Annotated in this window: 9 protein-coding genes; 8 read left to right on the forward strand and 1 reads right to left on the reverse strand. The window is 47.5% G+C overall.

Annotated features, from left to right (window positions below; genetic code table 11):
• Nucleotides 1-74 precede the first annotated feature (74 nt).
• From A9237_RS10300 to tldD, 8 genes are all read left to right on the forward strand, one after another.
• Complete coding sequence (locus tag A9237_RS10300; protein ID WP_005381144.1) at nt 75-1,118, forward strand: rod shape-determining protein; 1,044 nt, start codon at nt 75-77, stop codon at nt 1,116-1,118.
• Nucleotides 1,119-1,265: 147 nt separating this feature from the next.
• Nucleotides 1,266-2,156, forward strand: coding sequence for a rod shape-determining protein MreC (mreC, locus tag A9237_RS10305; RefSeq protein WP_009707647.1), 891 nt, complete (start codon nt 1,266-1,268; stop codon nt 2,154-2,156).
• Nucleotides 2,146-2,634: a rod shape-determining protein MreD gene (mreD, locus tag A9237_RS10310; protein ID WP_020195896.1), complete on the forward strand. Its 489-nt coding sequence runs from the start codon at nt 2,146-2,148 to the stop codon at nt 2,632-2,634. Before mreC ends, mreD begins: the two co-directional genes overlap by 11 nt.
• A 4-nt stretch (nt 2,635-2,638) precedes the next feature.
• Nucleotides 2,639-3,208 carry a Maf family protein gene (locus A9237_RS10315; RefSeq protein WP_041061005.1) on the forward strand — a complete coding sequence of 190 codons (570 nt, stop codon included), beginning with the start codon at nt 2,639-2,641 and terminating at the stop codon, nt 3,206-3,208.
• A gap of 18 nt (nt 3,209-3,226) precedes the next feature.
• Complete coding sequence (rng, locus tag A9237_RS10320) at nt 3,227-4,696, forward strand: ribonuclease G (protein WP_005438152.1); 1,470 nt, start codon at nt 3,227-3,229, stop codon at nt 4,694-4,696.
• An 11-nt stretch (nt 4,697-4,707) separates the two neighbouring features.
• Entirely contained in the window at nt 4,708-8,586 is a 3,879-nt protein-coding gene (locus A9237_RS10325) for a YhdP family protein (protein ID WP_078608134.1), read from the forward strand.
• 39 nt (nt 8,587-8,625) lie between these two features.
• Nucleotides 8,626-9,447 carry a carbon-nitrogen hydrolase family protein gene (locus A9237_RS10330; protein ID WP_078608135.1) on the forward strand — a complete coding sequence of 274 codons (822 nt, stop codon included), beginning with the start codon at nt 8,626-8,628 and terminating at the stop codon, nt 9,445-9,447.
• 11 nt (nt 9,448-9,458) lie between these two features.
• Nucleotides 9,459-10,904 carry a metalloprotease TldD gene (gene tldD / locus A9237_RS10335; RefSeq protein ID WP_078608136.1) on the forward strand — a complete coding sequence of 482 codons (1,446 nt, stop codon included), beginning with the start codon at nt 9,459-9,461 and terminating at the stop codon, nt 10,902-10,904.
• Between the two features lie 69 nt (nt 10,905-10,973).
• Here tldD and A9237_RS10340 read toward each other — a convergent pair whose 3' ends face one another.
• The gene (locus A9237_RS10340; protein ID WP_005438161.1) at nt 10,974-12,350 is read right to left on the reverse strand and encodes a PhoH family protein; all 1,377 of its coding nucleotides are present in this window, start codon (nt 12,348-12,350) and stop codon (nt 10,974-10,976) included.
• Nucleotides 12,351-12,665 lie beyond the last annotated feature (315 nt).

A 12,665-nucleotide genomic window follows, 5' to 3' on the forward strand; every position in this document is an offset into this window, starting at 1 on the left:
TGCTGTGACAGCGAGGCATTGGTACATTTAGGACAATTTTTGTCTTCTAAATTTTTGCAGGATGAGCGAAGAATATGTTTAAAAAACTTCGTGGCATGTTTTCTAACGACCTATCTATCGATTTAGGTACTGCCAACACTCTAATTTACGTAAAAGGACAGGGCATCGTCCTTGATGAACCTTCTGTAGTTGCTATTCGCCAAGATCGTGTAGGTTCTGCAAAAAGCGTTGCTGCTGTAGGCCATGCGGCAAAACAGATGCTTGGTCGTACGCCGGGCAACATCTCAGCAATCCGTCCAATGAAAGACGGCGTTATCGCTGACTTCTACGTAACAGAAAAAATGCTTCAGCACTTCATTAAGCAAGTGCACGACAACAGCATCCTTAAGCCAAGCCCTCGCGTACTAGTTTGTGTTCCTTGTGGTTCTACTCAAGTTGAGCGTCGTGCGATTCGTGAATCTGCACTAGGTGCTGGCGCGCGTGAAGTTTACCTAATTGACGAGCCAATGGCGGCGGCAATCGGTGCTGGCCTTCGCGTATCTGAGCCAACAGGTTCAATGGTGGTCGATATCGGTGGTGGTACAACGGAAGTTGCGGTTATCTCACTAAACGGTGTGGTTTACTCTTCTTCTGTACGTATCGGTGGTGACCGCTTTGATGAAGCTGTGATCAACTACGTACGTCGTAACTACGGCAGCTTGATCGGTGAAGCAACAGCTGAAAAGATCAAACACGAAATCGGTTCTGCTTACCCTGGTGATGAAGTTCAAGAGATCGAAGTTCGCGGTCGTAACCTTGCAGAAGGTGTGCCACGCAGCTTTAGCCTGAACTCAAACGAAATCCTAGAAGCACTGCAAGAGCCACTTTCAGGCATCGTATCTGCAGTGATGGTTGCTCTTGAGCAATGTCCACCAGAGCTAGCGTCTGATATCTCTGAAAACGGTATGGTACTAACAGGTGGTGGTGCACTACTTAAAGACCTAGACCGTCTACTAATGGAAGAAACTGGCATTCCAGTTGTTATCGCTGAAGACCCACTAACGTGTGTGGCTCGTGGCGGCGGTAAAGCTCTAGAAATGATCGACATGCACGGTGGCGATCTATTCTCTGAAGAATAAAATGTGGGGTGGAGTCCACATGGGCTTCACCTTCATTTCCGCTCTCTGTAATTTCAATCTGCTCCATACCTAGAATCTCTTCATGTCAGATTCTCTGGTTGCCAAGTAAGGCTCAATAATCATGGTAGCAATCAGGTTAAAAGCAAGATGAAACCGATTTTTGGCAGAGGCCCATCTCTGCAATTGCGTCTGTTTTTTGCTGTCATCGTGTCGGCGAGCTTGATGCTGGCTGATAACCGTCTAGATACGTTTTCCAACGTCCGATATCTATTGAACAGTATGGTTGCGCCAATTCAATACGCAGCTAATTTGCCTCGTAGCATGTTCGATGGAATGTTCGAGAGTTTAAACACTCGTCAGGCACTGATTGAAGGCAATCGCAGTTTGAAGCGAGAAGTGCTTCGCCTGAAGAGCGAGCTGATCTTGCTCGACCAATATAAAGAAGAAAACCAACGCCTGCGTAAACTGCTCGGCTCTTCATTCGTCCGTGACGAAAAGAAAGTCGTCACTGAAGTGATGGCTGTAGATACCTCTCCGTATCGTCACCAAGTGGTGATTGATAAAGGTCGTATTGATGGTGTTTACGTTGGTCAGCCTGTTATTAACGAGAAAGGTATCGTTGGTCAGGTAACGTTTGTTGCAGCGCACAACGCACGCGTATTGTTGCTAACAGACGCGAAAAACGCGATTCCTGTTCAAGTGATTCGTAACGATATTCGCGTGATCGCTTCCGGTAACGGTGAAGTGGATGAAATCCAGCTGGAACACATCCCAACCAGTACTGATATTCAAGTGGGCGATTTGCTAGTGACGTCGGGTCTCGGTGGTATTTACCCTGAAGGCTACCCAGTCGCAACCGTCACGAATGTCGATCATGACACTCGTCAAGAGTTTGCATCGATCAAAGCGGAGCCTGTGGTTGAGTTTGATCGTCTGCGCTACTTGTTGTTGATTTGGCCGAATGAAGACCGTCAACACAAAGTACTGCAATCCAATGTCGAAGAAGGTTCAGAGCAAGAGGTAACCGATGGCCAATAGTGTATTTAGAAGCCGAATGGTCATCGGCGTCAGCTTCTTTGTCGCGCTAGTCTTACAAACTATTCCATGGCCAGGCGTGCTCGATTTGCTGCGTCCGTCGTGGCTGTTTCTAGTGGCCTGTTACTGGGTGTTGGCATTGCCTCACCGTGTTAACGTCGGTACCGCTTTGATCTTAGGTTTGCTGTGGGACATATTGATTGGCTCGACGCTCGGTATCCGAGGGATGATGATGTCGATCATTATCTACTTAGTGGCCTTGAATTTCTTGGTGATCCGTAACATGGCGCTTTGGCAACAATCTATCTTGATTGCCTTTTTTACCGTGTTACTGGAACTTCTTATATTCTGTGGGGAATATTTGAACCAAGACGTAGTATTTAATCCATTATCTCTGTGGACTGCGGCAATAAACTGTATACTTTGGCCATGGATGTTTTTACTTATGCGACGCGTCCGTCGCGCATGGCACGTAAGGTAGCGTTGTGAAAAAGGGCTTATCCCTCGTTCTCGCATCGGGTTCTCCGAGAAGAAAAGAGTTGCTTGCTCAATTAGGTTATGACTTTGATATTGTGCTTCCTGATATAGAGGAAGCCAAACAAGACCACGAGCAAGCAAAAGACTATGTTTTGCGTCTCTCTCTGGAAAAAGCTCAAGCAGGCTTAGCGATGGCTAAGCCTGATTCCGTTGTATTGGGCTCAGATACCGTGGTGGTATGCGATAACCACGTATTAGAGAAACCTAAAAATTTCGAAGATTCAAAACGCATGCTCAGCAATCTGTCCGGTCGTCAGCATCAAGTGATGACAGCGGTGAGCGTCGTATCAAAAGAACAACAACACTCAGTGGTCGTTATCACTGACGTGTGGTTCAAAATACTGACTGAAGAAGAAATAGAACGATACTGGCAGTCAGGCGAACCATGCGATAAAGCTGGAAGTTATGGTATTCAAGGACTCGGTGGGCGTTTCGTCACCCGAATCGAAGGCAGTTATCACGCCGTAGTAGGCTTACCTTTGTTCGAAACCGATCAGCTAATTCAAGAATTTTTATAATTGTTTTGAGGTGTGCACATGAGTGCAGAATTGCTGCTAAACGTGACCCCGAGTGAAACTCGTGTGGCCATGATTGAAGGTGGAGTACTACAAGAAGTTCATATAGAACGAGAATCGCGCCGTGGCATTGTTGGCAATATCTACAAAGGCAAAGTGAGCCGAGTATTGCCAGGCATGCAAGCGGCGTTTGTTGATATTGGTCTTGATAAAGCGGCGTTCTTACACGCGTCAGATATTGTTCCACACACCGAATGTGTGGCAGAAAACGAAAAGCAACAATTCCAAGTTCGTGATATTTCTGAATTGGTTCGCCAAGGTCAGGACATCGTTGTACAAGTGGTTAAAGATCCTCTGGGCACTAAAGGCGCACGTCTGACAACCGACATCACCTTGCCATCACGTTATCTTGTCTTTATGCCGGGTGCTAGCCACGTTGGTGTCTCTCAACGTATTGAAAGTGAAACAGAGCGCGAGCGTTTAAAGAAAGTTGTCAACCACTACTGTGATGAGCATGGTGGCTTCATCATTCGTACTGCCGCAGAAGGTGCAGACGAAAAAGAGCTTTCTCAAGATGCGGCATTTTTGAAGCGCTTATGGCTGAAAGTCATGGAGCGTCGCTCGAAGTACAAAACCCGTTCCACGTTATACGGTGAGCTAGGTTTAGCACAACGCATTCTACGTGATTTTGTAGGCACTGAGCTTGACAAAATCATGGTCGACTCTCGCCTTGAATACGAAAACCTGAAAGAGTTTACCTCTGAATATGTGCCAGAGTTGACTGAGAAGCTTGAACTGTACGAAGGTGATAAGCCAATCTTCGATATGTACGACACAGAGAACGAAATTCAACGCTCTTTGGAACGCAAAGTCGAGCTTAAGTCCGGTGGATACCTGATCATCGATCAAACGGAAGCCATGACTACGGTCGACATCAATACCGGCGCGTTTGTTGGCCGTCGCAATCTAGAAGAAACCATCTTCAATACCAACGTTGAAGCGACGCAAGCAATCGCACGTCAACTTCGTCTGCGTAACCTTGGTGGCATCATCATTATCGACTTTATCGATATGGCATCGGATGAACACCGTAAGCGCGTTCTAAGCTCTCTTGAAGCGGCACTGTCAAAAGACCGAGTGAAAACCAACATTAATGGCTTTACTCAACTAGGCTTAGTGGAGATGACTCGTAAGCGCACGCGCGAAAGTATTGAACATATCCTGTGTTCAAGCTGTCCTACTTGTGAAGGTCGCGGCAGCGTGAAGACTGTCGAAACTGTGTGTTACGAGATCTTGCGTGAAATTACCCGTGTTAACCGTGCTTACGATGCAGACAACTTTGTTGTGTACGCGTCACCGTACGTTGCGGAGACACTACTGGGTGATGAATCTCACGCACTGGCTGAACTCGAAGTATTTATTGGTAAGCAAGTTCGTATTCAAGCTGAACCCCTGTACATTCAGGAGCAGTTTGACGTCGTCATGATGTAATTGGAAAATTTGTGAATTCTGGTTTTAACCGTTTCGGGCGTTTCTGCGCGTGGACTTTAGTTACTCTGTTGGTGCTTCTGGCCATCCTAGTAACCACACTGCGCGTAGCATTGCCACAACTTAACCACTTCCAAGATGAGATCAAAACCTGGGTCAAGCAAGGCACAGGTTTTGACTTTTCTATTACCAGCGTTGCTGGTTCTTGGCGTAACAGCCATCCCTCTATCGCCCTGCAGGGTTTAGAAGCGAATCTGCCTAATAACCAAGACGCTCGCTTTGCAGTGGATGAAATCCATATTGAATTCGATTTGATTCAATCTCTTCTGAGTTTTAAACCGGTTGTCGCTGATTTAACGATCGACGATTTAGCGTTAGACATCCGTACCGTCGACCTTCTGTCGAAATCAGAAGGCAAAGAGCCGCAAGCGAATGTCAGCAAAAATGAAACCAAGCTGATAGACCAATTAGACTCCTTGTTGCTGCGTCAGTTTGAAGACTTCACCATCACAGATTCTCGCATTTGGTATAAATCCGTTTCAGGCGAAACACGCCGTTTGGACATCGAGCAATTACGTTGGAGTAACCAAGGTAAGCACCATTTAGCAGAGGGCACGGTAAGCATTGCGGACGCCAGTCTCAACTCATTGTTAGTACGTGCTAACTTCAAAGATTACGGTTCGCTGCGTGATGTGTCGGGTGAGTTTTACGTCAGTGCGAAAGACGTCTCGGTAACGCCTTGGCTAACCACTTACATGCAAGATGAGTCTGGCGTTGAGTCAGGTAAAGTCAGCTTAAACACTTGGCTGACGCTTGAACGCAGCCAACCAAGTTATGCCTATGTTGACTTACAACCTTCCGAGCTAGTATGGGACGAAAATGGTCGTCATGACCTGCTATTAGAATCTGGTATTTTTAAGCTATCTCCTGATAAAGAAGGCTGGAAAGTAAATGGTCACTCACTGCAAATTCGCACGGATGACAGACCATGGCCAGAGTTGGATGTTGCCTTTGATTGGCAACCGGATGGTTGGTTACTCAACCTTTCCCAATTAGATATTGAAGCGTTAACACCACTGGTTAAGTTGGCGCCAAAGTCTGAGCCCACTACCGATTTACTCAATAAGCTGGCACCAAAAGGACGAGTGGAAGACATTCGTCTATCAATGAATGGCGGCTTAGATACCTTGCGTTATTCTGCTGAGTTAGATGAATTGGGCTTAACGCAATGGGAACTGCTTCCTGGCTTTAGTCATGTGCAAGGTAAAGTATCGGGTAACCTAGAACAGGCAAAAGCGAAAGTTACGGTTATCGATGATGTCTTCCCATATGGAGATGTATTCCAAGCGCCATTGAACATTAAGCAAGGTGAAGTCGACATCATTTGGCAGCAAGATGAAGATGGCTGGCGTTTGTGGTCCGATAAAGTGACGGCGGCGACACCTGACTTACAAGTGCTGGGCGCATTCCGCCTCGATTTCCCGAAAGAGCAAAGCCCATTTCTGTCGTTTTATGCCGAAGCTGATCTCTACAACGCAGGTGAAACATGGCGCTACCTTCCGACTTTAGCGCTTGGGCAAGATCTCACGGACTACCTATCTACCGCGATTCAAGGTGGTAAGGTCAATACCGCAAAACTGCTTTGGTATGGCGATTTGGCTGACTTCCCATACAAAGAGCATAACGGCATGTTCCAAGCATGGGTTGGATTGAAGAACGCGAAGTTCAGCTTCGACACAGCTTGGCCGACCATCACAGATTTGCAGCTCGATTTGTTGTTTGAAAACGACGCCATGTACCTAGATTCGAAGTCTGCCACGTTAAATGGTGTGAAAGCGAAACGAATCACTGGTCGTATTCCGGAGCTTGCAGAAGGTGGCCATATTGAAATCGAAGCCAAGGCCAGCGCTCCGGGTAATGAAGTTCGTGACTACATGATGGCAACTCCACTGGTTGACTCTGTTGGTGCTGCGTTGACCGCGCTGCAAGTCAGTGGTCCGGTATATTCTGAGTTCCAACTCAATATCCCATTTGATTCAGAGCGAGATGCGAGAGCTTGGGGGTATGCCGATCTTAAGAACAACCGCGTAGATATCGATGCGCCGCCGATGACGTTAGAAAATGCAACTGGGCGTATTAAATTCGATAACGATGTAGTGACCACATCTGGCTTGTCAGCGGAACTGTTGAAGCAACCAATCTCACTGGATTTCCGAGGTGAGAACGCTGAACAAGGCTATAACGTGACCATCAATACTCTTGGTGATTGGGAAGTAGACCCGCTCAAACCTTACCTTGGCGAGCGTTGGTTAAGTTTGGTTTCTGGTCATGCGCCTTGGCAAATGGACATCGACTTACAACTTAATGATGTCGGCTTTACCTACCAAGTTGATGTGCTAGCTCAGCTTAGTCAGCTTGCGAGCGAATACCCATATCCATTGGCGAAAAAACGCGGTGAGAAAGGGCAAGCGAAACTGCAAGCTTCTGGCAACCAAGAAAGCATTTCGGCACGATTACAAATCCCTAATGCGAAGTACCAGACGGAAATCGATATCTCTGGCGATGTACCTCAGCTAACCGCGACTAATCTGGTTATTGGCAATGGTGGCTTCAAGATCAGCCCTGTTGTGGGGCACGATGCTTCGATTCGTTTAGATGATTTGAGCCTCGATAAGTGGGCGGACTTAATGCACGTTCCACAAAGTACGACGCAATCAGTATTGTCGAGTATGAAAACGCCGACGATTCCGTTGCCAACGCGCGTCAGTATGGATGTGCAAAACCTAGAGCTCGGTGGTATTGAGTTCCACGACGTCGACTTAAATGCGCGTAAGAAGAACCTAAGTTGGCAGCTTGAAGTCGATAGCCAAGAGGTGAAAGGTAAAGCCAATTACCTCAAACCGTATGATCTGTCTGTTTCATTGGATCACCTGCACTTGTACATTCCGGGCTTCGATGAGATGACCAAGGAGCGTAGTTCTTTGTTTGCTAGCGAAGATCAAACTGCGCCACTTATCTCAAACTTTGACCGCAAGTTCCATGCAGAGATGCCAAACTTAACCTTGAGCATCGATGATTTTTGGTTGCAAGGCTACAAGGTCGGTAAGGTGAACGTGGATGTTGAACGTGGCAACAACCGACTTGAATGGAAGAATGTGAACTTTAGCAGTGGCCAAAACCGCGTTGATATGAGTGGTTGGTGGGAGCTGACGAAAGAACGCAGTCATTCAAACCTGACCATGAAAGTGAAGGGTGAAAACAATAGTGATTTAATGGAGCGATTTGGTATCACTTCAGGTATCCAGCAAGCACCGTTTGAAATCAATGCCAACCTTGATTGGGATGGTGCGCCTTGGTCGATGAAAACGCAAAGCTTGCAAGGGGATGTCTCTACCGAGTTTGGTAAAGGCGTGATCACTGAAGTGAGCGGCGCGGCGCGATTACTGGGTCTGTTTAGTCTTGATTCGATCATTCGTAAGATGCAGCTCGATTTTACTGACGTGTTCGACAAAGGGATGGCATTCAACTCAATTACGGGTACAGGCAAAATCCAAGATGGTGTGTTTATCACCAACGATATTGTGATGGATGCGTTAGCCGGTGAGATGAAGATCCGCGGCATTGCCAATATGAACACACGTTTGGTGGATGCAGAAGTGAACTTCACTCCGGATATTACTTCGGGTTTGCCTATGTTGACGGCCTTTGCGGTAGCGCCTCAAACGGCATTGTATGTACTGGCGATTTCGACGGTTATCTCTCCCGTAGTGGAAGTCTTTACACAGGTAAACTACGAGGTGAAAGGCCCGCTAGATTCACCTACCGTAAAAGAGATTTCACGAAGCAAAGGTGAATACAAGTTGCCAGAAAAACTGCGTGAGCAAGCAAAGTAATTACGCGGTCAGCCTTCTGACGAACAAGGAATTGAATACATGGAACGTGTTGGCATCATTCAAATGACATCGGGTCCAGATATCGAGCAGAATCTGGACTTCATTGCCAAGCAATGTGCATTGGCAGCTGAGCAAGGTGTGAAGCTGGTTGTGACACCAGAAAACGCGACGCAATTTGCTAACCGAGAGGCGTATCACCAGAACGCAGAAACTTTGGGTGATGGTTCGACTCAACAGCGCTTATCTGAGATCGCACAGCACAACCAACTGACTTTAATCGTGGGCAGCATGCCGATTCGTACTGAACAAGGTGTGACTACCACGACATTGGTTTTCTCACCGCAAGGCGAGTGTATTGCTCACTACGATAAGCTGCATATGTTTGATGTGGATGTCGCTGACGGGCACGGCAGTTATCGCGAGTCGGATACTTTTACCGCTGGCAATCGCATCGTGACGGCAGAGACCAATATTGGTACGGTAGGGTTAAGTATTTGCTACGACGTACGCTTTCCTGAATTGTTTAAAGCGCTACGCTTAGCAGGAGCACAAATTATTGTGGTGCCTGCTGCGTTTACCGCGGTGACGGGGCAAGCGCATTGGGAAGTCTTACTACGAGCGCGTGCGATTGAAACCCAGTGCTGGATTCTAGCCTGCGGGCAAACGGGGACGCATCCATGTGGTCGCCAAACTTGGGGACACTCCATGGTGATTGACCCTTGGGGGCGCATTCACCAACAATTGAATGACCAAGTAGGATTGCTGGTGGCCGAGATAGATTTGTCACACAACCAGCAAGTAAGGCAGAATATGCCGCTGACTCAACACAGTCGCTTTCAAAATGAATTGAAACGGAAATAAAAGAGCTAACTATGAGCATAAACCAAATAGAACAGGCACTTCTTGCCCCAAACGGTCTGACAGAGCAAGATATCGCTGACACACTAGCGAGCATTGCGACGCGCCAGATCGATTATGCGGACATTTACTTTCAGTCCAGCTGGCACGAGTCTCTGGTTCTAGAAGACAGCATCATTAAAGATGGCTCTTTCAATATTGACTGTGGTGTCGGTGTACGAGCAGTCACAGGCGAAAAAACCGGTTTCGCCTATTCAGACCAAATTCAACTGGACGGTTTGAAGCAAAGTGCGATTGCCGCGCGTGGTATTGCGCAGCAAGGTCAAAACGGCAAAGTGCACGCATTCAAACGTTCTGACAACCAAGCTTACTACGATGCGGTAAACCCACTAGCAAGCTGGGAAAAGCAACAAAAAACCGAACTGTTGTTGTCTCTAGATGCGTACATTCGTACCAAAGAGCCAATGATCAAAGAAGTATCGATCAGCATCAGTGGTGTGCATGAGCAAATGTTGGTTGCTGCAACTGACGGCACTTACGCTGGTGACATTCGCCCGCTTGTTCGTCTTTCAATCAGTGTTCTTGCTGAAAAAGGTGATCGCCGTGAACGCGGCAGCGCTGGTGGCGGTGGCCGTTTCGGTTACGACTTCTTCCTGTCTGAAACGGACGGCGTGAAACAAGCCTTCCAATTCGCTGATGAAGCGATTCGTATGGCGCTAGTGAATCTAGAAGCAGAAGCGGCACCTGCAGGCATGATGCCAGTGGTACTTGGTTCTGGCTGGCCGGGCGTATTGCTGCACGAAGCAGTAGGTCACGGTTTAGAAGGTGACTTCAACCGCAAAGAGTCGTCAGTGTTCTCTGGCAAGATGGGTGAGCAAGTGACGTCTCCACTTTGTACTATCGTGGATGATGGCACGCTAAAAGACCTACGCGGTTCATTGAACGTCGATGATGAAGGTGTGAGCGGTCAGTACAACACGCTTATCGAAAATGGCGTTCTAAAAGGCTACATGCAAGACAAGCTAAACGCACGCCTAATGGGTGTGAACCCTACAGGTAACGGCCGTCGTGAGTCTTATGCACATCTACCAATGCCACGTATGACCAATACTTACATGCTACCGGGTGAGCACACGCCAGAAGAGATCATCTCTACGGTGAAGAAAGGTCTGTACGCACCAAACTTCGGTGGCGGTCAGGTGGACATCACTTCTGGTAAGTTCGTATTCTCAGCATCGGAAGCTTACTTGATTGAAGATGGCAAAATCACTCGTCCAGTGAAAGGCGCAACGCTTATCGGCTCTGGCATTGAAGCGATGCAGCAAGTTTCTATGGTGGGTAACGACCTAAGCATCGACAGAGGCGTTGGCGTGTGTGGTAAGGCGGGTCAAAGTGTGCCGGTTGGCGTTGGTCAGCCTACATTGAAACTCGATTCCATCACTGTTGGTGGTACTGAATAAACTTCATCTGAAGCAGAATTAAAAAGAGCGCTCATTGAGCGCTCTTTTGTTTTAGGGGGAGAGGATTCGCTATAGGTTCTCTTCCGCAAACTCAGCTAAGCGACTGCGCACGACACCATTGAGGTGAATATTGGCGCTGCCCTCAAAGTTCTTGAAGCGTTCTACCATATACGTCAAACCAGACGTCACTGGGGTTAGGTAGTGAGAGTCAATCTGTGCCAAGTTACCCGAACACACAATCTTAGTGCCTTCACCACAACGGGTGATGATGGTTTTGATTTGTGAAGCGGTTAAGTTCTGACACTCATCGAGCAGAACAAATGCATTCTGGATCGAGCGGCCACGCATAAAGTTAATCGACTTAAACTGAATGTTGGCTTTATCACAGATGTACTTCATCGAACCTTCGGTGCAATGGTCGTTCTTGTGCAGTGCTTCCAAGGTATCGGTTACCGCTGCTAACCAAGGCATCATTTTCTCTTCTTCCGAGCCCGGCAAGAAGCCAATCGACTCACCAATGTCTGGCGTGTTACGCGTCACGATGATCTTATCGAACATGCCCTTTTCAATGGTTTGTTCCAATGCCGCTGCCATAGCAAGGAGCGTTTTACCACTACCTGCAGCGCCGGTCAGAATCACCAAATCAATATCTGGATCGAGCAGGGCATCCATCGCCATGCCTTGATAGATATTCTTTGGTGTAATGTCCCAAGCGCGGCGATGCATCATGCGCTCGCGGCTGAGGTCGAGTAAGGTGAGCTTATCCTCATTGATGGTTTCTACTCGGCCTACAAAATCACTCTCTTCATCAATCACGTATTGATTAATAAAGGTCGGGTCGAACGGTTCGCGGCTAAGTTTATGGAACGTTTTTCCACCCAGCGCATAGCTCTCAACTTCATCCACGCCACTCCAAAAATCGCCTTCACGTTGTTGGAAGCCCTTGGTGAGGTATTGGATATCATCAATCAGCTGATCCGTACGATAGTCTTCAACGAAACGCACGCCAGCGCCTTTGGCTCGCAAACGCATGTTGATGTCTTTGGTTACGAGCACGACTTCGCGTGGTGCGCGTTTGTTTTGCAGATAAAGCACCGCATTGAGTATGCGGTTGTCACCGGCTTTGTCGGCGAAGGCTTTGACGGTTTCCTGCAATTCGAAGTCCGCCAAAATAGAGATGGTGCCTTGGCTTGGGTTGTCTTTAGAAACGGGAATGCCTTCTGAGATTTCATCTGGCGTGGCTTCTCTAAATAAATCCTCCAAAGCGCGAATCGCAACGCGTGCATCTCGTGCAACATCGCGTTTGCTGTCTTTGATTCGGTCGAGTTCTTCCAACACAGTCATTGGGATGACGACATCGTGTTCTTGGAAAGAGAAGATGGCGAAGGGTTCATGAAGAAGAATGTTGGTATCGAGTACAAACAGTTTCCGATCGGTATCGCCCATAGCGTCTCCTTGCCGCAGCGCGGCTTTGCTGGCTAGTAGTTAAGAAGGAACAGACTTCCTAACTCTGATTGCTTGCAATAGAGGTTGTCGGGCAATGTCGGTTAGTGCGCAACCGAGTAGCAAGACAACTTACTGCAAACCCGTGTTGATCCTAATCGTGTACTTAATGCGCTCAAATCATGCACGATGACTCTAAGCGCCCCTCAATAGAAGTATACGTAATATTTACTTCTTACAACTTAATAATTGTCATGAGTTTTTTACAATTTGATTGCATTCCTAATTCAGGAAAAAAAGTTTGCCCTCTGGGCGGTT

This window comes from Vibrio owensii, from assembly GCF_002021755.1.
GTDB lineage: Bacteria > Pseudomonadota > Gammaproteobacteria > Enterobacterales > Vibrionaceae > Vibrio > Vibrio owensii.